The sequence below is a fragment of the Halodurantibacterium daqingense genome (assembly GCF_042666235.1).
In the GTDB taxonomy this organism is placed as follows: Bacteria; Pseudomonadota; Alphaproteobacteria; order Rhodobacterales; family Rhodobacteraceae; genus Halodurantibacterium; species Halodurantibacterium daqingensis.
On the sequence record NZ_JBHTFQ010000001.1, the window covers coordinates 401,470 to 422,141 of the forward strand.

Below are 20,672 nucleotides of genomic sequence, written 5' to 3' on the forward strand. Positions count from 1 at the left end.
GAGCGAGATGTTGAAAGAGTTCAGGGATTTCATCGCCCGCGGCAACGTCATGGAGCTTGCCGTCGGGATCATCATCGGCGCGTCGTTTACCGCCATCGTCAATTCGCTGGTGCAGGATCTGATCAACCCGCTGGTGGGGATCTTCACCGGCGGCATCGATTTCTCGAACCTGTTCTTTGCGCTTTCGACCGAACGATACACCTCGGTGGCCGCAGCCGAAGCCGCGGGTGTCGCGGTGTTCCGTTACGGGTCGTTCGTGACGGCGGTCATCAATTTCCTGATCATCGCCTGGGTCGTGTTCCTGCTGGTCAAGGGCGTGAACAAGATGAAGGAGGCGGCAGTACGTGATCGCGCTGCCGCCCCCGAAGCCCCGCCAAGCACGCCGGCCGGACCTACCCAGGAAGAGTTGCTGGCCGAAATCCGTGATCTGCTGAAGTCGCAGCCGCGCTAACGATTCGCCCCCGGAACCCAGAGCACGTCGTCGCGGCCGTCATTGTTGGCGATGCGTCCCGCGACGAAGAACCAGTCGGACAGGCGATTGAGATACGTGATCGCGTGTTCGTTCACATCCTCGCTTGCCGCCAGCCGCACGGCAAGCCGTTCCGCCCGCCGGCAGACCGTGCGACACAGATGCAGATGTGCGGCCAAGGCCGAGCCGCCCGGCAGGATGAAGCTGCGCAGCGGCTGCAACGCAGCATTCATCGCGTCGATCTCGGCTTCAAGCCGGTCCACCTGCGTGGCGATCATGCGCAGTGGCACGTATCCCGCCTCGTGGTCGCGGGCCATATCGGGGCGGCAGAGATCCGCGCCCAGATCGAACAGATCATTCTGGATCATCGCCAGCTGCGCATCCAGATCGCCGCTTGCATGCAGCCGGGCAAGGCCCACGGTGGCATTCGTCTCATCCACCGTGCCATAGGCCTCGACCCGTGCGTCATGTTTTGCGACGCGGGCGCCATTGCCAAGCGCGGTTTCGCCGGTGTCGCCGGTGCGGGTGTAGATCCTGTTCAGAACGACCATGTCAGTTCCCCATCTGGCGCAGCAGGACGAATCCCAGCACCAGGGCCACCGCGACCGCCTGCGCGATGATCCGGTAGCGCATGATCCTGTTGCCATGCTTGCGATTGAATTCGCCGCCTTTGGCAAAGCCTCCGATCCCGATCATCAGGATCACGAGAACGCCGAAGGATGCGAGCATGCCGACGATGAATACCGGGTCTTGTGTCATTGCTGGTTCCCTTGTCTTTCCCCGGTTGTAAGCCCTGCACCGCTGGAACGCGAATGGCTATTTCGCCGCGCGCGGATGGCTCAGCCGCGGGCGATCAGGGCATCCAGAAGCCGGACCGGAAGTATACGTTTCAGCGCGGCCATCAGATGCGTGGGTGTCGTGACGTGATAGCGCGCGCGGGGGCGCGGAGATTCGAGCGCATGGATCAGCCGCGCCGTGACCGCTGCGGGCGGAAGCTCGAACCGATCTGGGCCGCGTTCGGCGTAAAGCCTCTTCAGAAGGCTCGCCCGGTATTCGTTGGCGCGGGCCGAAGCCTCCCAGTCGATATAGCGCTCGAACGGGGAAATCGAGTTCACGCGGATGCGGGAGGTGATCGGTCCTGGCGCGATCAGCGAGACATGGATGGGCGTATCGCGCATTTCCAGCCGAAGCACATCCGTCAGCCCTTCCAGTGCGAATTTTGTGGCCACATAGGCGCCGCGCCATTTCATCGGCACGATCCCCAGAACCGACGAACAGTTGACGATGCGGCCGCCGCCCTGCGCCCGCATTACCGGGATGATCTGGCGCGTGAGATCATGCCAGCCGAACAGATTGGTTTCGAAGATCGCGCGCAAGCCCTCGCGGGGCAGGTCCTCGATCGCGCCGGGAAGGGCGAAGGCGCCGTTGTTGTAAAGCGCATCAAGCCGGCCATCCGTGCGCGACAGGGTTTCGGCCACGGCGGCACGGATGCTGTGTTCGTCGGCATAATCCAGCACGAAGCTTTCAAGCCCTTCTGCACGCAGCCGGGCCGCATCGGTTTCCCGCCGGCATGTGGCAAACACCCGCCATCCCCGCGCCGCCAGCTTGTGCGCCGCGTCATGCCCGATGCCGGAAGAGCATCCGGTGATGAGAATGGTTTTCGGTGCCGTCATTACGCAATCCCCACTGGACCCGATTTCCCGCCCCGTTTACAGGGGAAGCATGACCGATACCATCGACACCCCGGAACAAGAACCCGCAGCCCTGTCCGAGCCGTTGCGCCGTGCGCTTGGCGAACGCTATCTGCAGTATGCCCTGTCCACGATCATGCATCGGGCGCTGCCGGATGCGCGGGACGGGTTGAAGCCTGTTCACCGGCGCATCCTCTATGCGATGCGCGAATTGCGGCTTTCGTCAACGGGCGGGTTCCGGAAATCGGCCAAGATTTCGGGCGATGTGATGGGCAACTATCACCCCCACGGGGATGCCGCCATCTATGACGCGATGGCGCGGCTCGCGCAGGAGTTCAACGTCCGTTACCCGCTGGTGGATGGCCAGGGGAACTTCGGCAACATCGACGGCGACAATCCCGCCGCCGCCCGCTACACCGAAGCCCGCCTGACGGCCGCCGCCGAGGCGCTGATGGAAGGGCTGGCGGAAAACGCGGTCGATTTCCGTCCGAACTATGACGGCACGCTGGAAGAACCCATCGTGCTGCCGGCCTCGTTCCCGAACCTTCTGGCGAACGGCTCAAGCGGGATCGCCGTGGGCATGGCGACCAATATCCCGCCGCACAATATCGGCGAACTGGTCGATGCCTGCCTGCTGATGGTGGACCGGCCCGACGCAAGCGACGAGGACCTGGTCGCGCTGGTGCCCGGCCCCGATTTTCCCACCGGTGGCGTCATCGTCGAGCCACGCGAGAATATCCTTGAAGCCTATCGCACCGGCCGCGGCGCCTTCCGGCTGCGGGCGAAATGGGAGGTCGAGGATCTGGGCCGCGGCACCTGGCAGATCGTGGTCACGGAAATCCCCTATCAGGTCCAGAAGTCCAAGCTGATCGAAAAGCTGGCCGAACTGATCCAGACCAAGAAGATCCCGATCCTTGCCGATGTGCGCGACGAATCGGCCGAGGATATCCGGCTGATCCTTGAACCACGGTCGCGGAGCGTGGACCCGGAAATGCTGATGGGCATGGTCTTCCGGAACTCGGATCTGGAGATCCGCTTCTCGCTCAACATGAACGTGCTGATCGACGGTCGCACGCCCAAGGTCTGTTCCCTGCGCGAAGTGCTGCGCGCCTTCCTTGATCACCGGCGCGAGGTCTTGGTCCGCCGCAGCCAGCACCGGCTGGAAAAGATCGATCACCGGCTGGAGGTGCTGGAAGGCTACATCATCGCCTTCCTCAACCTTGACCGCGTGATCGAGATCATCCGCACCGAGGATGAGCCGAAGCCGGTGATGATGGCCGAGTTCAGCCTGACGGATGTGCAGGCCGAGGCGATCCTGAACATGCGCCTCCGGTCACTGCGGCGGCTGGAAGAAATGGAGCTGCGCCGCGAACGGGATGAGCTGACGGCCGAACGTGCCGATCTGGAAATCCTGTTGGCCAGCGAGGCCGTACAATGGGCGCGAATTGCCGATCAGCTGCGCGAAACCGCCGAGAAGTTCGGCCGCACGGCGCCCGGCGGCGCCCGCCGCAGCCGTTTTGCCGAGGCCGCGCAGGTCGAGGACGTGCCGCTCGAGGCGATGATCGAGCGGGAGCCGATCACCGTGGTCTGTTCGAAGATGGGCTGGGTGCGGGCGATGAAGGGCCATATCCCGCTGGACCAGGAGCTCAAGTTCAAGGACGGCGATGAGGGGCGGTTCATCTTCCACGCCGAAACGACCGACAAGATCGTCATCTTCGGCACCAACGGCCGGTTCTACACGATTCTTGGGGCGAACCTGCCCGGCGGGCGCGGCATGGGCGAGCCGCTGCGCCTGATGGTCGATCTTCCGAATGACGCCGATATCGTCGGCATCTTCGCGCATCGGGCGGGGGCAAGACTGATCGTCGCCTCGTCCGACGGCGATGGCTTCCTTGTCGCCGCCGATGAAATTCTGGCGCAGACCCGGGGCGGCAAGCAGGTGCTGAACGTCAAGGACGGCGTGCGCGCCAAGGTCTGCCGCGCGGTTGCCGGCGATCATGTCGCGGTGGTGGGGGACAACCGCAAGGTTCTGGTCTTCCCGCTGGACGAACTGCCGGAAATGGCGCGGGGCAAGGGCGTCCGGTTGCAGAAGTACAAGGACGGCGGACTGTCGGACCTCACGACCTTTACCCTTTCCGCTGGTCTTGCCTGGAAGGATCCGGCTGGCCGCACCCGCACCGAGCCTGACGTGAGCGAATGGCTGGGCAAACGCGCCACGGCCGGCCGGATGGCACCGCGCGGATTTCCCCGCGACAACCGCTTTACCTAGGCGCGCTCGATGTTGAGCCAGACGCCGCCCTCGGGGCGCAGGGTCAGGATGAGCACCGGCTTGGGGGTGCGCCCCGGCACCTGCGTGAAGCGAAAGCGCGCGAGCAGGGTGGCCAGGATCACCACCGCCTCCTGCAGGGCGAAGGCGGCGCCGATGCAGACGCGCGGGCCATCGCCGAAGGGTAGGTAGGCAAAGCGGTCGATCGCCTTGGGGTCGGCGAAACGCGCCGGATCGAAGCGGTGCGGATCGGGCCAGAGCAGATGGTTGCGATGCAGCGCATAGATCGGCAGCATGATCGTGTCGCCGGGGCGCACTTCGCGGCCGCACAACTGGTCGGCCTTTTGTGCGGTGCGCGAGAGGAAAGCCGCGGGCGGATACAGGCGCAGGGTTTCATCCACGATCTGCCGGATGTAAGGCAGGGCAGGCAGGTCAGCAACGGTTGCGGCGCGGTCGCCCAGTGCGACCTGTGCTTCGGCCCGCGCCCGCGCCTGGACGTCCTGATCGAAGGCGCAAAGATAAAGCGCCCAGGCCAGCGTCAGTGCCGTCGTCTCGTGCCCCGCGACAATGAAGGTCAGCAGATTGTCGCGCAGCTCGGCCGTCGTCATGCGCCGCTGCGATTTCGGATCCTCACCCTCCAGCAGCAGATCAAGCAGGTCGGGCACCGGTCGGGGACCGGTTTCGCGGCGCGCGTCGATCGCGCTGTCGGCCACGCGTTTCATCTCTCGCAGGGCCGAGGTGGCAAGCATCCTGTTCGGTCGCGGCACCCACATCGGCGCCCCCAGAATATCCAGGAGCGACACCCGCGCCGTCTGGGCAATGTAATTGTCGATGGCATCATGCACCGCGCTGCGATCGAAGCCCTCGTCCCCCGAGAAGGTCACGTCCGAGATCACCTCGAACGTGGCCGTGACCATTTCGTCAAAGACATTCGCCGCGCGCCCCGAGGCAGCCGCCAGCCGTTCTGCCGACCGTTCCGCCGCCGCGGTCATCACGGGACCAAGGTTCTGGATATTTCGCAGCGCAAAGGCTGGCGCCGCCGTCCGTCTTTGCCAGCGCCAATGCGCCCCCTCGGCCACAAACAGGCTTTCACCGATCGCCGGGCGCAGAATAAGCTTGGTGACATCCGATTTGGGATAGTCATCGACCGCGTCGCGCAGGATGCGCCGGTTCGCCTCGGGGTCCATCACCATGTGCCAGCGCTTGCCCATGCGGCCCGAAACCATCGGCTGGCGGATCGCAAGCTCGGGGATGAGTTCGAGCAGGTTCCTGCGCGCCGTGAGGAAAGAGCCCCAGATCCCGCGGGGTTCACGGGCCAGCGGGACCTGGACCGGGACAGTCGTATCGGACACGGCGGCATCGGACATCGGGCACCTCATTCCTTGCCCCGGTGATATAGGCGGCGCGAGGCCGTCGCCAAATGGCCGCAGTCCCGGCAAACAGAACAAGTCGCGCTTGATTTTCTTTGCCCGGGCCGATACATCGCCCGCGATGTTGAATCGGGTCCACAGGACCCCCTTAACCATGGGACGCCCCGGAATATGGCAAAGGCAAAGTTTGAACGGACGAAACCGCACGTCAACATTGGCACGATCGGCCACGTTGACCACGGCAAGACGACGCTGACGGCAGCGATCACGAAGTATTTCGGCGAGTTCCGCGCCTACGACCAGATCGACGGCGCACCCGAGGAGAAGGCGCGGGGGATCACGATCTCGACGGCGCATGTGGAATACGAGACCGAGAACCGTCACTACGCGCATGTGGACTGCCCCGGTCACGCCGACTATGTGAAGAACATGATCACGGGTGCTGCGCAGATGGACGGCGCGATCCTGGTTGTGAACGCCGCTGACGGCCCGATGCCGCAGACGCGCGAGCACATCCTGCTGGGCCGCCAGGTGGGCATTCCCTACATGGTGGTTTACCTGAACAAGGTTGACCAGGTGGACGATCCGGAGCTTCTGGAGCTGGTGGAGATGGAAGTGCGCGAGCTTCTGTCGTCCTACGAATACCCCGGCGACGACATTCCGATCATCAAGGGTTCGGCGCTGGCTGCGATGGAAGGGCGCGATCCCGAGATCGGCGAGAACTCGATCCGCGAGCTTCTGGCGGCTGTCGACAGCTACATCCCGACGCCCGAGCGTGCGGTTGACCTGCCGTTCCTGATGCCGATCGAGGACGTGTTCTCGATCTCGGGCCGCGGCACGGTCGTGACCGGCCGCGTGGAGCGTGGCGCGATCAACGTGGGTGACGAGGTCGAGATCGTCGGCATCCGCCCGACGCGCAAATCGGTCTGCACCGGCGTGGAGATGTTCCGCAAGCTTCTGGACCGCGGAGAGGCCGGCGACAACATCGGCGCGCTGCTGCGCGGGATCGACCGTGACGGCGTGGAGCGTGGTCAGGTTCTCTGCAAGCCGGGCTCGGTCAAGCCGCACACCAAGTTCGAAGCCGAAGCCTACATCCTGACGAAGGAGGAAGGCGGTCGCCACACGCCGTTCTTCGCGAACTACCGTCCGCAGTTCTACTTCCGGACCACGGACGTGACCGGGACGGTGATGCTGCCGGAAGGCACCGAGATGGTGATGCCGGGCGACAACCTGAAGTTCAACGTCGAGCTGATCGCGCCGATCGCCATGGAAGAGAAGCTGCGCTTCGCCATCCGTGAAGGCGGCCGCACCGTCGGCGCAGGCGTCGTGTCGAAAATCATCGAGTAATTCTCCGCCTCGTGGAGCAAGGTTCAGGGGCCGTCCCGCCGGGGCGGCCCCTGTTCATTGGGGCCACTGAAATGGGGCTGGCCCTGCGAATCTCTCTTGATCTTGGCGCGCAAAACTCGTAGGTCGCGGGCAGGCAGAGGGGTATAGCTCAGTTGGTAGAGCATCGGTCTCCAAAACCGAGGGTCGCGGGTTCGAGTCCTGCTGCCCCTGCCAAGGTTTTCCGACAGGATCAGTAGTGACGGGACCCGTAAACAGGGGCCGCGTCGTGCTGCATGTCGGTGCGCACAAGACCGCGACCACCCATCTTCAGCAAAGCATCGATGCCCATGCCGCTGCACTTGCCGCGGACGGGGTTCTTTTCCTTGGCCCGCGGGCTCTGCGCCGGGACGATGACCTGCCGCTTCAGCGCATCCTGAACTGGCCGGGGCCGCTCGGACCCCTGCGTGCAGTGGTGGCCCCCGGTTTTGCCGCGATGTGCCGCACAAGGCGCCATGTATTCCTGAGCGAGGAGAACATGCTGGGCTTCGCTTATGGCGACGGGCAGATCCGCGACGACATGTTGTATCCTGATGCGACCCATCGACTGCGCAAGGTGCTGACGGCGCTTGACCTGCGCGATACCGAGGTTCTGCTGGCGGTGCGCGACCCTGCGTATCTTCTGGTCTCGGCCTATGGGCAGCGGCTTCTCGTAGGGGATTTTCTGCCGTTCGACGTGTTCGCCGCCGGCGTGGATGTCGCGTCGCTGCGGTGGAGCGATCTGGTCGCGCGGTTGCTGCCGATTGCGCGGATCGGATCTGTGACAATCTGGCGCTACGAGGATTACCCGGAGGTCTTTCCGGCCGTTCTTCGCCGCGCCTTGCCGGAGCCCTGGCCCGGAAAGATCGCGCCCTTGCCGGAGGCAAGCCACGCCGGCCTGTCCCAGCGCGCCTTTGCGCAGTTGCAGCGGTGGCACGAGGAAGGAGGCGGCCCGGATCATGCCCATCCGGCCCTGGTCGCCCGCGCGATGTTCCCGAAATCCGCAACCGACCCGGGCATCGCGCCGCTTTCGCCTCATGTGCTGGCCCGAAGCGCGCGCGCCTATGCGCGGGATCTGGACGCTCTGAGACGGAGGAGGGCCGTGACCTTTCTGGACCTCGAACCCGACTCTGCCGGTAAGGCTTGAAAACCCCGGCCCGACCGGATATCTGCACCCCATTCAGGGAAACGGACGTAGATCATGGCCAAGGCAAACCCCCTTCAGTTCATCCAGCAGGTGCGGGCTGAAGTTTCCAAGGTCTCGTGGCCCAACCGGCGCGAGGTCACGCTGACCACCGTGATGGTCTTCATCATGGCGGCATTGGCGTCCGTGTTCTTTTTCCTTGTGGATTTCGTGATCCGCACCGGGCTGAGCACCTTGCTGGGGTTCTTCGGTTAACCCCATCTCGGGGTTGTCAGCCATATCCGGCCTTGAACTTGGACAGCATGGCCTGTATGGCAGGGCGCGATCCTGGGACCGGCGTGCATCGATTCGGTATGCGCGCTGTTTTTTGTTCCGGAGGGGGCGGAAGTTTCGCCTGGAAGAATGAACGGACGGTGACGCGATCGCCGGAAGATGCGGGGTAAGAAGTGATGGCGAAGCGGTGGTATTCGGTGAGCGTTCTTTCGAACTTCGAAAAGAAGGTCGCCGAGCAGATCAAGCAAGCCGTCGCGGAGAACGGCCTTGAGGACGAAATCGAGGAAGTGCTTGTGCCCACCGAGGAGGTGATCGAGGTCCGCCGCGGCAAGAAGGTCACGTCCGAGCGTCGCTTCATGCCCGGTTACGTGCTGGTGCGCATGGAGATGACGAATCGTGGCTATCACCTGATCTCGTCGATCAACCGGGTGACCGGCTTCCTTGGCCCGCAGGGCAAGCCGATGCCGATGCGCGACGCCGAGGTCAATGCGATCCTCAACCGCGTGGAAGAGGGCGAGGCCGCACCGCGCAACCTGATCCGCTATGAGATCGGCGAGCAGGTGCAGGTGACCGACGGCCCGTTCGAAGGGTTTTCGGGCATGGTCGAAGAGGTGGATGAAGACAACAACCGCCTCAAGGTGACCGTGTCCATCTTTGGCCGGGCGACCCCGGTCGAGCTGGAATTCACGCAGGTGTCCAAGGGCGCCTGACGTGCATCCGTGGGAGGCATTGCGCCGGACCACTAAACCATGTGCCCCTTTCGGGGCCGGTGACAAAGGAGAGGCCAGATGGCCAAGAAAGTAATCGGGCAGCTCAAGCTGCAAGTCAAGGCGGGGCAGGCGAACCCGTCCCCGCCGGTAGGCCCGGCTCTGGGTCAGCGCGGCATCAACATCATGCAGTTCTGCAAGGACTTCAATGCCCGCACCCAGGAGATGGAGCAGGGCGCCCCGACGCCGGTGATCATCACCTACTATCAGGACAAGTCGTTCTCGATGGAAATCAAGACGCCGCCGGCGTCGCATTTCCTGAAGAAGGCGGCCAAGCTGAACTCGGGCTCCAAGAAGCCGGGTCGTGACGTTGCTGGTACCGTAACCGTTGCGCAGGTCAAGGAAATCGCCCAGGCGAAGATGAAGGACCTGAACGCCAACGACATCGAAGGCGCGATGCAGATCATCCTGGGCTCGGCCCGGTCGATGGGTATCGAGGTGAAAGGTTAAGCCATGGCAAAGCTCGGAAAACGGACCCGCGCCGCACGCGAAGCCTTTGCCGGCAAGGACAGCCTGTCGGTCGAGGAAGCGGTCAAGCTCATCAAGTCGGTGGCTTCGGCCAAGTTCGACGAAACGCTGGAAATCGCGCTGAACCTCGGCGTTGACCCGCGTCACGCCGACCAGATGGTTCGTGGTGTGGTCACCCTGCCGAACGGCACGGGCAAGACTGTCCGCGTCGCTGTCTTTGCGCGCGGTGCCAAGGCTGACGAGGCCAAGGCCGCCGGTGCGGATATCGTCGGCGCCGAAGACCTGATGGAGACCATCCAGTCCGGAAAGATCGAGTTCGACCGTTGCATCGCAACGCCGGACATGATGCCGCTGGTCGGCCGTCTGGGCAAGATCCTCGGTCCGCGCAACCTGATGCCGAACCCCAAGGTCGGCACGGTGACGATGGACGTGAAGGCCGCCGTCGAAGCCGCCAAGGGCGGTGAAGTGCAGTTCAAGGTCGAAAAAGCCGGTGTGATTCATGCCGGTATCGGCAAGGTCTCGTTCGACGATGGCAAGCTGGCCGAAAACGTCCGCGCTTTCGTGGATGCGGTGTCGCGCGCCAAGCCGTCGGGGGCCAAAGGCGCCTACATGCGCAAGGTATCGCTGTCCTCGACAATGGGCCCCGGCGTTTCGGTCGATCTGGCCTCGGCGACCGGAAACTGAGAATTCCGCCGGGGGAAACCCCGGTCGAATGGCGGGGCGGAAACGCCCCGTCCTGTCCGAGACGGTGGGGGGCCATGCGGCCTTAATAACCTGCCTGAGATGGGAAACGAGACGAAATTTCCGGGGGCTGACCCTCGGGCGATTTGGCCTCGGGACCCTTCACGGACCCGAACGGCCGGGAACTCTCCCGGTCAACTAGAGCCGGGAGGCGCAAGCCTCTCAAACTTGGAGTAGAACTGTGGATAGAGCCCAGAAAGAGAAAGTGGTCGAGGAACTCGGCCAGATCTTCGAAAGCTCTGGCGTGGTTGTGGTTGCACACTACGAAGGTCTGACAGTTGCTCAGATGCAGGACCTGCGGGCGCAGATGCGCCAGGTTGGTGGGTCCGTACGCGTCGCCAAGAACAAGCTCGCCAAGATCGCCCTTGAGGGTAAGCCCTGCGCAAGCATCGGTGACCTTCTTTCGGGCATGACCGTTCTTGCCTATTCCGAAGATCCTGTCGCAGCAGCGAAGGTCGCGGACGCCTATGCCAAGACGAACGACAAGTTCGTGATCCTTGGCGGCGCAATGGGCGAGACGGCTCTGGACCAGGCCGGTGTGAAAGCCGTTGCCTCGATGCCGTCGCGCGAAGAGCTCATCGCTCAGGTCGTGTCCTGCATCGGCGCACCTGCTTCGAACATCGCCGGGGCCATTGGCGCGCCTGCTTCGAACATCGCGGGCATCCTCAAGACGCTTGAGGAGCGGGAAGCCGCGTGAGCAAAGGTCGGACATGCGTAGGGTTTAAACCCGCCATGTTGGAACACAACTGAAAGAACGGAAACAGTACAATGGCTGATCTGAAGAAACTCGCCGAAGAGATCGTGGGCCTCACGCTTCTCGAAGCTCAGGAACTGAAAAACATCCTGAAAGACGAATACGGCATCGAGCCGGCTGCCGGTGGCGCCGTCATGATGGCTGGCCCGGCTGCTGGCCCGGCTGAAGCCGCCGAAGAGAAAACCGAGTTCGACGTGGTTCTCGTCGACGCGGGCGCACAGAAGATCAACGTGATCAAGGAAGTGCGCGGCATCACCGGTCTTGGCCTGAAAGAAGCCAAGGACCTGGTCGAAGCCGGCGGCAAGGTGAAAGAGGCTGCAGGCAAAGCCGAAGCCGAAGAGATCAAGGCGAAGCTGGAAGCAGCCGGCGCCAAGGTCGAACTGAAGTAATCGGGCGGGGGCCGTGGCCCTCAACCGCTGAACCTGGGCTGGGTCCGAAGCTTTTTCGGGCCCAGCCATCTCTGTCTGGAACACTTTTCCTGGTCAGGGCTTCTGAGGAAGTCTTGTCCAGGGGAAGGTTGACGGTTCGGGAGCTGGCCGGTGGGACGGTCGGCAGGAATGGAACCCAGACCCCCTGTTTCGCAAGCGGCGACGGCCGAGGCCCGACGGTCCGTGCGCCCGCGAAAAGATGAAAGGTGACCACGAGCATGGCTCAGAGCTACGTTGGCCAGAAGCGCATCCGCCGGTACTATGGCAAAATCCGCGAAGTGCTGGAAATGCCGAACCTCATCGAGGTTCAGAAATCCTCCTACGACCTGTTCCTGAAATCGGGCGATGGCCCGAAGCCGCTGGACGGCGAGGGGATTCAAGGCGTGTTCCAGTCCGTCTTCCCGATCAAGGATTTCAATGAAACGGCTGTTCTCGAGTTCGTGAAATACGAGCTGGAAAAGCCGAAGTACGATGTGGACGAGTGCCAGCAGCGCGACATGACCTATGCAGCGCCGCTGAAGGTCACGCTGCGCCTGATCGTGTTCGATGTCGACGAGGATACCGGCGCCAAGTCGGTCAAGGACATCAAGGAGCAGGACGTGTTCATGGGCGACATGCCCCTGATGACGGCGAACGGAACCTTTGTCGTGAACGGCACCGAGCGGGTCATCGTTTCCCAGATGCACCGCAGCCCCGGCGTGTTCTTCGACCACGACAAGGGCAAGACCCATTCCTCGGGCAAGCTGCTGTTCACCTGCCGGATCATTCCCTACCGTGGGTCGTGGCTCGATTTCGAGTTCGATGCCAAGGATCAGGTTTTTGCCCGGATCGACCGCCGCCGGAAGCTTCCGGTGACGACGCTGCTCTATGCGCTTGGCATGGATCAGGAAGCGATCATGGACGCCTATTACGAGACGGTGAGCTACCGGCTCGAGAAGAACCGCGGGTGGGTCACGCGCTTCTTCCCCGAGCGTGTGCGCGGCACCCGACCGGCCTTCGATCTGGTCGATGCGGCCACCGGCGAGGTGATCTGCAAGGCCGGCGACAAGATGACGCCACGCATGGTCAAGAAATTGATCGACGAGGGCAATGTGACCGAGCTTCTGGTGCCTTTCGACCAGATCCTTGGCCGCTATGTCGCGAAGGACATCATCAACGAGGAAACCGGCGAGATCTGGGTCGAGGCCGGTGACGAACTGACCTGGGACACCGATCGCGACGGCGAAGTGACGGGCGGCACGCTCAAGACGCTGCTGGATCAGGGTATCACCGAGATCCCGGTGCTCGACATCGACAACGTGCAGGTCGGCCCGTACATCCGCAACACGATGGCCGCCGACAAGAACATGGGCCGCGACACCGCGCTGATGGACATCTATCGCGTGATGCGCCCCGGCGAGCCGCCGACCGTGGATGCGGCAGCCGCCCTGTTCGACACGCTGTTCTTCGATGCCGAGCGTTATGACCTGTCCGCCGTTGGCCGGGTCAAGATGAACATGCGCCTTGATCTCGATGCGCCCGACACCCACCGCACGCTGCGCAAGGAAGACATCATCGCCTGTATCCGGGCACTTGTTGAGCTGCGAGACGGCAAGGGCGAGATCGACGACATCGACCACCTCGGCAACCGCCGCGTGCGTTCTGTCGGCGAGCTGATGGAAAACCAGTATCGCGTCGGTCTGCTGCGCATGGAGCGCGCGATCAAGGAGCGTATGTCGGCGGTCGAAATCGATACGGTGATGCCGCAGGACCTGATCAACGCCAAGCCGGCAGCGGCGGCGGTGCGCGAATTCTTCGGCTCTTCGCAGCTGTCGCAGTTCATGGACCAGACCAACCCGCTGTCGGAAGTCACGCACAAGCGGCGTCTTTCGGCGCTTGGGCCGGGCGGTCTGACCCGCGAACGCGCGGGCTTCGAGGTGCGCGACGTTCACCCGACCCACTATGGCCGGATGTGCCCGATCGAGACGCCGGAAGGCCAGAACATCGGTCTCATCAACAGCCTCGCGACCTTTGCGCGGGTGAACAAGTATGGCTTCATCGAAACTCCCTATCGCAAGGTGGTCGATGGCCAGGTGACGGACGAGGTTGTCTATATCTCGGCCACCGAAGAGATGCGGCATACGGTTGCGCAGGCCAACGCCCAGCTGGACGAGAACGGCCGCTTCGTGAACGACCTGGTTTCGACCCGGATGGCGGGGGAGTTCACGCTGAACCCGTCGGATGCGGTTGACCTGATCGACGTCTCGCCCAAGCAGCTCGTCTCGGTTGCAGCTTCGCTGATTCCGTTCCTGGAAAACGACGACGCCAACCGCGCCCTGATGGGTTCGAACATGCAGCGTCAGGCGGTGCCGCTGTTGCAGTCGGACGCGCCCTTCGTTGGCACCGGGATCGAAAGCGTTGTTGCCCGTGACTCGGGTGCCGCGATCATGGCGCGCCGGGCAGGGGTGATCGACCAGGTCGATGCGACCCGGATCGTTGTCCGTGCGACCGAAATGCTGGAACCCGGCGAGCCGGGCGTGGACATCTATCGTCTGCGCAAGTTCAAGCGCTCGAACCAGTCGTCCTGCATCAACCAACGCCCGCTGGTGAAGGTGGGTGATACCGTCGGCCGCGGCGAGGTGATCGCCGATGGTCCGTCCACGGATATGGGCGAACTGGCGCTGGGGCGGAACGTGATCGTCGCCTTCATGCCCTGGAACGGCTACAACTACGAGGACTCGATCCTGATTTCCGAGCGGATCCTCAAGGACGACGTCTTCACCTCGATCCACATCGACGAATACGAGGTGGCGGCTCGGGACACCAAGCTTGGCCCCGAGGAAATCACCCGCGACATTCCGAACGTGGGCGAAGAGGCGCTGCGCAACCTCGACGAGGCCGGCATCGTCTATATCGGGGCCGAAGTCGTGCCTGGCGACATCCTGGTGGGCAAGATCACCCCGAAGGGCGAAAGCCCGATGACGCCCGAGGAAAAACTGCTGCGCGCCATCTTCGGCGAAAAGGCATCCGACGTGCGCGATACCTCGCTGCGTCTGCCGCCGGGTGCCTATGGCACGATCGTCGAGGTGCGGGTCTTCAACCGCCATGGCGTCGACAAGGACGAACGTGCGCTGCAGATCGAGCGTGAGGAAGTCGAACGCCTGAGCCGCGACCGCGACGACGAGCTGGAGATCCTCGAGCGCAACATCTACGCGCGTCTGCGGGCGCTGATCCTCGGCAAGGAGGCGGTCAAGGGGCCGAAGGGCATCAAGCCCGGTTCCGAAATCACCGAGGACCTGCTTGCGACCCTGAGCCGCGGCCAGTGGTGGCAGCTTGCCTTGGGCGAGGAAGGCGCTGCGCAGGAGGTCGAGGCGCTGCATCAGCAGTTCGACATCCAGAAACGTGCGCTGGAGGCCCGGTTCGAGGACAAGGTCGAAAAGGTCCGCCGTGGCGACGATCTGCCCCCGGGCGTGATGAAGATGGTCAAGGTGTTCGTGGCGGTGAAGCGCAAGCTTCAGGCCGGCGACAAGATGGCCGGTCGTCACGGGAACAAGGGCGTCATCTCCAAGGTCGTTCCGGTCGAGGACATGCCGTTCCTCGCCGACGGAACCCCCGTGGACTTTGTGCTCAACCCGCTGGGCGTGCCGTCGCGGATGAACGTCGGGCAGATCCTCGAAACCCACATGGGCTGGGCTGCGCGTGGTCTGGGCATCCAGATCGATGAGGCGCTCGAGGAATACCGCCGCTCGGGCGACATGACGCCGGTGCGCGAGAAGATGCGGCATGCCTATGGCGACGAGGTTTATGACGAAGCCTTCGCCAATATGGACGAAAACGCCCTTCTTGAAGCCGCCGGTGCCGTCCGCAAGGGCGTTCCCATCGCGACGCCCGTCTTTGATGGTGCGAAAGAGGCCGATGTGAACGACGCGCTGCGGCGGGCAGGATTCGACGAAAGCGGTCAGTCCATCGTCTTTGACGGGCGCACGGGCGAGCAATTCGCACGGCCGGTGACGGTCGGGGTGAAATACATGCTCAAACTGCACCACCTTGTTGACGACAAGCTGCACGCACGGTCCACCGGGCCTTACAGCCTTGTCACCCAGCAGCCGCTTGGCGGTAAGGCCCAGTTCGGTGGCCAGCGTCTGGGCGAGATGGAGGTCTGGGCACTCGAAGCCTATGGCGCGGCCTACACGCTGCAGGAAATGCTCACCGTCAAGTCGGACGACGTGGCGGGCCGGACCAAGGTCTACGAATCCATCGTCAAGGGCGAGGACAACTTCGAGGCCGGCGTTCCGGAAAGCTTCAACGTGCTGGTCAAAGAGGTCCGTGGCCTCGGCCTCAACATGGAACTCCTGGATGCGGAGGATGAGTGAGGGCGGTTTCGCCCTCCTCCCACCCACTGATGTGAAGGACGCAAGATGAACCAGGAACTTACCACCAATCCGTTCAATCCGCTGGCGCAGCCCAAGCAGTTTGACGAGATCAAGATTTCGCTGGCCTCGCCCGAACGGATCCTCTCGTGGTCCTTCGGCGAGATCAAGAAGCCGGAAACCATCAACTACCGCACGTTCAAGCCGGAACGCGACGGCCTGTTCTGCGCGCGTATCTTTGGCCCGATCAAGGATTACGAATGCCTGTGCGGCAAATACAAGCGCATGAAGTATCGCGGCGTCGTCTGCGAGAAATGCGGCGTGGAAGTGACGCTCCAGAAGGTGCGGCGCGAGCGTATGGGCCATATCGAACTGGCCGCGCCCGTGGCCCACATCTGGTTCCTGAAGTCGCTGCCGAGCCGGATCAGCCTGATGCTCGACATCACGCTGCGGGATCTGGAGCGGATCCTGTATTTCGAGAACTACGTGGTGATCGAGCCGGGGCTGACGGACCTCACCTATGGTCAGCTGATGACCGAGGAGGAGTTCCTTGATGCGCAAGACCAGTACGGCGCCGATGCCTTCACCGCCAACATCGGCGCTGAGGCCATCCGGGAGATGCTCGCCGCGATCGACCTCGAGTCCGAGGCAGAGCGCCTGCGCGAGGAACTCAAGGAAGCCACCGGAGAACTGAAGCCCAAGAAGATCATCAAGCGGCTGAAGATCGTCGAGAACTTCCTGGAATCCGGCAACCGCCCGGAATGGATGATCCTGACCGTGCTTCCGGTGATCCCGCCGGAACTGCGCCCGCTGGTCCCGCTGGACGGCGGCCGGTTCGCCACATCGGACCTCAACGACCTCTACCGCCGGGTGATCAACCGGAACAACCGTCTGAAGCGCCTGATCGAGCTTCGGGCGCCGGACATCATCGTGCGCAACGAAAAGCGGATGCTGCAGGAAGCGGTCGATGCACTGTTCGACAACGGCCGTCGCGGCCGCGTCATCACGGGCACCAACAAGCGCCCGCTGAAGTCGCTGTCGGACATGCTGAAGGGCAAGCAGGGCCGGTTCCGCCAGAACCTTCTGGGGAAACGGGTGGACTTTTCGGGCCGCTCGGTCATCGTGACCGGGCCGGAACTGAAGCTGCACCAGTGCGGCCTGCCCAAGAAGATGGCGCTGGAGCTCTTCAAGCCGTTCATCTACTCGCGGCTTGAGGCGAAGGGGCTTTCGTCTACCGTCAAACAGGCGAAGAAGCTGGTCGAAAAAGAGCGTCCCGAGGTCTGGGATATCCTTGACGAGGTGATCCGCGAGCACCCGGTTCTGCTGAACCGCGCGCCGACGCTGCACCGTCTGGGCATCCAGGCGTTCGAACCCGTGCTGATCGAGGGCAAGGCCATCCAGCTTCACCCGCTGGTCTGTTCCGCCTTCAACGCCGACTTCGACGGCGACCAGATGGCCGTGCACGTTCCGCTGAGCCTTGAGGCCCAGCTGGAAGCGCGCGTCCTGATGATGTCGACGAACAACGTCCTGTCGCCTGCCAACGGCGCGCCGATCATCGTTCCGTCGCAGGACATGGTGCTTGGCCTCTACTACACCACGATGGAGCGGAAGGGCATGCCGGGCGAAGGCATGGCCTTCGCCAATGTCGAGGAAGTGGAGCACGCCCTGGCTGCCGGTGCGGTGCATCTGCACAGCCGCATCACCGCACGGGTCAAGCAGATCGACGCCGAAGGCAACGAAGTCTGGAAGCGTTATGAAACCACGCCCGGCCGGGTGCGGCTTGGTGCGCTTCTGCCGCTGAATGCCAAGGCGCCGTTCGAGTTGGTCAACCGGCTGCTGCGCAAGAAGGACGTTCAGAACGTCATTGACACCGTCTACCGCTACTGCGGCCAGAAGGAATCGGTGATCTTCTGCGACCAGATCATGACCATGGGCTTCCGCGAGGCGTTCAAGGCCGGGATTTCCTTTGGCAAGGACGACATGCTGATCCCCGACACCAAGTGGTCGATCGTCAACGAGACGCGCGAGCAGGTGAAGGAATTCGAACAACAGTACATGGACGGCCTGATCACTCAGGGCGAAAAGTACAACAAGGTTGTCGATGCCTGGTCCAAGTGCTCGGATGCGGTGGCCAACGCGATGATGGCCGATATCTCGGCGGTCCGCTATGACGATGCCGGCGCCGAGAAAGAGCCGAACAGCGTCTACATGATGTCGCACTCGGGCGCCCGGGGTTCGCCGGCCCAGATGAAGCAGCTGGGCGGGATGCGCGGTCTGATGGCCAAACCCTCGGGCGAGATCATCGAGACGCCGATCATCTCGAACTTCAAGGAAGGTCTGACCGTGCTGGAGTACTTCAACTCCACCCACGGCGCGCGGAAGGGCCTGGCCGACACGGCACTCAAGACGGCGAACTCCGGCTATCTGACCCGGCGTCTGGTTGACGTCGCGCAGGACTGTATCGTGCGCACCAATGACTGTGGCACCGACCGGTTCATCACGGCCTCGACCGCCGTGAATGACGGCGAGGTCGTGGCGTCGCTGGGCGAGCGTGTGCTTGGACGTGTCGCCGCCGAGGATGTGATCCGTCCCGGCACGGACGAGGTGATCGTCAAGCGCAACGAGCTGATCGACGAGCGCAAGGCCGATCTGGTCGAAACCGCCGGCATTGCCTCGGTCAAGATCCGGAGCCCGCTGACCTGCGAGGCCGAGGAAGGTGTCTGCGCCTCGTGCTACGGGCGTGACCTTGCCCGCGGCACGCTGGTCAACATCGGCGAGGCCGTCGGCATCATCGCAGCCCAGTCGATCGGCGAGCCTGGCACGCAGCTTACGATGCGGACCTTCCACATCGGCGGCATCGCGCAGGGCGGCCAGCAGTCCTTCCAGGAAGCAAGCCAACCGGGCCGGATCGAGTTCCGCAACCCCAACACGCTCGCGAATGCCAACGGTGAACAGATCGTCATGGGCCGCAACATGACCCTGGCGATCATCGACGAGAATGGTCAGGAACGGGCAAGCCACAAGCTGTCCTACGGGACCAAGCTCTTCGTGGCCGAGGGGGCCGAGGTCAAGCGGGGCGACAAGCTGTTCGAATGGGACCCGTACACCCTGCCGATCATCGCCGAGAAGGCAGGTGTGACCCGCTTCGTCGATCTTGTCTCGGGTCTTTCGGTTCGGGAAGACACGGACGAGGCGACGGGCATGACCCAGAAGATCGTGTCGGACTGGCGTTCGGTGCCGAAGGGCAACGAGCTGAAGCCCGAGATCATCATCATGGATCCCGAGACGGGCGAGCCGGTGCGTACGGAACAGGGCAACCCGGTCACCTATCCGATGTCGGTGGATGCGATCCTTTCGGTCGAGGATGGCCAGGAGGTCCGCGCCGGCGACGTGGTGGCACGGATCCCGCGCGAAGGCGCCCGGACCAAGGACATCACCGGGGGTCTGCCCCGCGTGGCGGAACTGTTCGAGGCCCGTCGTCCGAAGGATCACGCCATCATCGCCGAGATCGACGGCTATGTGCGCTTTGGCAAGGACTACAAGAACAAGCGCCGCATCGCCATCGAGCCCACGGTCGAAGGCATGGAGCCGGTCGAGTACATGGTGCCGAAGGGCAAGCACATTCCGGTTCAGGAAGGTGACTTCGTCCAGCGGGGCGACTACATCATGGACGGGAACCCGGCGCCGCATGACATCCTGCGGATCATGGGGATCGAGGCGCTGGCCAACTACCTGATCGACGAGGTGCAGGACGTCTATCGCCTGCAGGGCGTGAAGATCAACGACAAGCACATCGAGGTGATCGTCCGTCAGATGCTCCAGAAGTGGGAGATCCTCGACAGCGGCGAGACCACGCTGCTGAAGGGCGAGCATGTCGACAAGGCCGAGTTCGACGAGATGAACGAAAAGGCCATTGCCAACGGCCTGCGTCCGGCCTCGGGCGAACCGATCCTGCTGGGTATCACCAAGGCGTCGCTGCAGACCCGCAGCTTCATCTCGGCGGCGTCCTTCCAGGAGACGACGCGCGTGCTGACCGAGGCTTCGGTTCAGGGCAAGCGCGACAAGCTTGTCGGGCTGAAGGAAAACGTCATCGTCGGCCGGCTGATTCCGGCCGGTACCGGTGGCGCGACCTCGCGGGTGCGTCGTATCGCCGCCGAGCGCGACAATGTCGTTCTCGAGGCGCGGCGGGCCGAGGCAGAAGCGGCAGCGGCGCTTGCCGCCCCCGGCCAGGATGTGTTCGGCGAAGATGCGGACACCAGCCTGGTCGAGACCCCCGAAAGCGGCAACTGATCGCCGTTGAACGACCTTGGGACCCCCGGCCACGCCGGGGGTCCTTTCATGTCAAACCTTGCCCGCCATCCTGACGGCCGTCAGGGGCGGATGCCGAGCGACAGGGGCGTGGCCTGATCCCGCTTCCGGGCGCGGCACGAGGATGATGGCCCTGAAACATGAGCACGGGTGCCGATGTGCCGTGCGGCTGCCCGGGCCCCCACGGGTTTCCCGTCGCGTCCCGGTGTCAAGGCGTGGGGCGGCACAGGCCGGTGGGGCCAACAACGGGCGCTTGCTCTGTGCCGGGGCAGGCAGTCATCG

The 20,672-nt window shown here is 63.5% G+C and carries 16 protein-coding genes and 1 tRNA gene; 13 read left to right on the plus strand and 4 right to left on the minus strand.

Annotation, left to right across the window (positions count from 1 at the left end; translation table 11 throughout):
- Positions 1-7: 7 nt before the first annotated feature.
- Complete coding sequence (mscL, locus tag ACFQXB_RS01995) at positions 8-451, plus strand: large conductance mechanosensitive channel protein MscL (RefSeq protein WP_377398298.1); 444 nt, start codon at positions 8-10, stop codon at positions 449-451.
- On the opposite strand, the gene ACFQXB_RS02000 is transcribed toward mscL, so the two are convergent.
- The 3 genes from ACFQXB_RS02000 to ACFQXB_RS02010 form a co-directional block, all read right to left on the minus strand.
- A complete protein-coding gene (locus tag ACFQXB_RS02000) occupies positions 448-1,020 on the minus strand; it encodes a cob(I)yrinic acid a,c-diamide adenosyltransferase (RefSeq protein ID WP_377398301.1) in 573 nt (190 codons plus the stop codon). The two genes, mscL and ACFQXB_RS02000, sit on opposite strands and share 4 nt — an antisense overlap.
- A gap of 1 nt (position 1,021) precedes the next feature.
- A complete protein-coding gene (locus ACFQXB_RS02005; RefSeq protein ID WP_377398304.1) occupies positions 1,022-1,228 on the minus strand; it encodes a twin transmembrane helix small protein in 207 nt (68 codons plus the stop codon).
- An 80-nt stretch (positions 1,229-1,308) separates the two neighbouring features.
- Positions 1,309-2,142, minus strand: coding sequence for an SDR family oxidoreductase (locus ACFQXB_RS02010; protein ID WP_377398307.1), 834 nt, complete (start codon positions 2,140-2,142; stop codon positions 1,309-1,311).
- Positions 2,143-2,191: 49 nt separating this feature from the next.
- Between ACFQXB_RS02010 and parC the strand changes: the two genes are divergently transcribed.
- Positions 2,192-4,429, plus strand: coding sequence for a DNA topoisomerase IV subunit A (gene parC / locus ACFQXB_RS02015; RefSeq protein WP_377398310.1), 2,238 nt, complete (start codon positions 2,192-2,194; stop codon positions 4,427-4,429).
- Here the strand turns inward: parC and ACFQXB_RS02020 are convergent.
- Positions 4,426-5,793 (minus strand): cytochrome P450, encoded by a 1,368-nt coding sequence (locus tag ACFQXB_RS02020; RefSeq protein WP_377398313.1) that lies wholly within the window; start codon positions 5,791-5,793, stop codon positions 4,426-4,428. The two genes, parC and ACFQXB_RS02020, sit on opposite strands and share 4 nt — an antisense overlap.
- Positions 5,794-5,967: 174 nt before the next feature.
- Between ACFQXB_RS02020 and tuf the strand changes: the two genes are divergently transcribed.
- The 11 genes from tuf (at position 5,968) to rpoC (ending at position 20,372) form a co-directional block, all read left to right on the plus strand.
- Positions 5,968-7,143 carry an elongation factor Tu gene (gene tuf / locus ACFQXB_RS02025; protein ID WP_377398316.1) on the plus strand — a complete coding sequence of 392 codons (1,176 nt, stop codon included), beginning with the start codon at positions 5,968-5,970 and terminating at the stop codon, positions 7,141-7,143.
- Positions 7,144-7,280: 137 nt separating this feature from the next.
- Positions 7,281-7,356: transfer RNA gene (locus ACFQXB_RS02030), tRNA-Trp, on the plus strand.
- A gap of 22 nt (positions 7,357-7,378) precedes the next feature.
- Positions 7,379-8,305, plus strand: a complete 927-nt coding sequence (locus tag ACFQXB_RS02035) for a hypothetical protein (RefSeq protein WP_377398319.1) — start codon at positions 7,379-7,381, stop codon at positions 8,303-8,305.
- A 54-nt stretch (positions 8,306-8,359) separates the two neighbouring features.
- On the plus strand, positions 8,360-8,557 hold the full coding sequence (secE, locus tag ACFQXB_RS02040; protein ID WP_377398322.1) for a preprotein translocase subunit SecE: 198 nt from the start codon (positions 8,360-8,362) through the stop codon (positions 8,555-8,557).
- Positions 8,558-8,751: 194 nt separating this feature from the next.
- Complete coding sequence (gene nusG / locus ACFQXB_RS02045) at positions 8,752-9,285, plus strand: transcription termination/antitermination protein NusG (protein ID WP_377398325.1); 534 nt, start codon at positions 8,752-8,754, stop codon at positions 9,283-9,285.
- A 78-nt stretch (positions 9,286-9,363) separates the two neighbouring features.
- Entirely contained in the window at positions 9,364-9,792 is a 429-nt protein-coding gene (rplK, locus tag ACFQXB_RS02050) for a 50S ribosomal protein L11 (protein ID WP_377398328.1), read from the plus strand.
- 3 nt (positions 9,793-9,795) lie between these two features.
- Positions 9,796-10,494, plus strand: a complete 699-nt coding sequence (gene rplA, locus ACFQXB_RS02055; protein ID WP_377398331.1) for a 50S ribosomal protein L1 — start codon at positions 9,796-9,798, stop codon at positions 10,492-10,494.
- Between the two features lie 238 nt (positions 10,495-10,732).
- On the plus strand, positions 10,733-11,248 hold the full coding sequence (gene rplJ, locus ACFQXB_RS02060; protein ID WP_377398334.1) for a 50S ribosomal protein L10: 516 nt from the start codon (positions 10,733-10,735) through the stop codon (positions 11,246-11,248).
- Between the two features lie 71 nt (positions 11,249-11,319).
- Positions 11,320-11,694, plus strand: coding sequence for a 50S ribosomal protein L7/L12 (gene rplL, locus ACFQXB_RS02065; RefSeq protein ID WP_377398337.1), 375 nt, complete (start codon positions 11,320-11,322; stop codon positions 11,692-11,694).
- A 257-nt stretch (positions 11,695-11,951) separates the two neighbouring features.
- Positions 11,952-16,085, plus strand: coding sequence for a DNA-directed RNA polymerase subunit beta (gene rpoB / locus ACFQXB_RS02070; RefSeq protein ID WP_377398340.1), 4,134 nt, complete (start codon positions 11,952-11,954; stop codon positions 16,083-16,085).
- Between the two features lie 45 nt (positions 16,086-16,130).
- Complete coding sequence (rpoC, locus tag ACFQXB_RS02075) at positions 16,131-20,372, plus strand: DNA-directed RNA polymerase subunit beta' (RefSeq protein ID WP_377398343.1); 4,242 nt, start codon at positions 16,131-16,133, stop codon at positions 20,370-20,372.
- Positions 20,373-20,672 lie beyond the last annotated feature (300 nt).

What these genes read in the sequence shown, in the direction of transcription:
- ACFQXB_RS02010 (WP_377398307.1), bottom strand. Translation starts at nt 2,142, where the DNA reads ATGACGGCACCGAAAACCATTCTCATCACCGGATGCTCTTCCGGCATC.
- rplL (WP_377398337.1), top strand. Translation starts at nt 11,320, where the DNA reads ATGGCTGATCTGAAGAAACTCGCCGAAGAGATCGTGGGCCTCACGCTT.
- ACFQXB_RS02020 (WP_377398313.1), bottom strand. Translation starts at nt 5,793, where the DNA reads ATGTCCGATGCCGCCGTGTCCGATACGACTGTCCCGGTCCAGGTCCCG.
- ACFQXB_RS02000 (WP_377398301.1), bottom strand. Translation starts at nt 1,020, where the DNA reads ATGGTCGTTCTGAACAGGATCTACACCCGCACCGGCGACACCGGCGAA.
- rpoB (WP_377398340.1), top strand. Translation starts at nt 11,952, where the DNA reads ATGGCTCAGAGCTACGTTGGCCAGAAGCGCATCCGCCGGTACTATGGC.
- rplK (WP_377398328.1), top strand. Translation starts at nt 9,364, where the DNA reads ATGGCCAAGAAAGTAATCGGGCAGCTCAAGCTGCAAGTCAAGGCGGGG.
- tuf (WP_377398316.1), top strand. Translation starts at nt 5,968, where the DNA reads ATGGCAAAGGCAAAGTTTGAACGGACGAAACCGCACGTCAACATTGGC.
- ACFQXB_RS02005 (WP_377398304.1), bottom strand. Translation starts at nt 1,228, where the DNA reads ATGACACAAGACCCGGTATTCATCGTCGGCATGCTCGCATCCTTCGGC.
- parC (WP_377398310.1), top strand. Translation starts at nt 2,192, where the DNA reads ATGACCGATACCATCGACACCCCGGAACAAGAACCCGCAGCCCTGTCC.
- nusG (WP_377398325.1), top strand. Translation starts at nt 8,752, where the DNA reads ATGGCGAAGCGGTGGTATTCGGTGAGCGTTCTTTCGAACTTCGAAAAG.
- secE (WP_377398322.1), top strand. Translation starts at nt 8,360, where the DNA reads ATGGCCAAGGCAAACCCCCTTCAGTTCATCCAGCAGGTGCGGGCTGAA.
- mscL (WP_377398298.1), top strand. Translation starts at nt 8, where the DNA reads ATGTTGAAAGAGTTCAGGGATTTCATCGCCCGCGGCAACGTCATGGAG.
- rpoC (WP_377398343.1), top strand. Translation starts at nt 16,131, where the DNA reads ATGAACCAGGAACTTACCACCAATCCGTTCAATCCGCTGGCGCAGCCC.
- rplA (WP_377398331.1), top strand. Translation starts at nt 9,796, where the DNA reads ATGGCAAAGCTCGGAAAACGGACCCGCGCCGCACGCGAAGCCTTTGCC.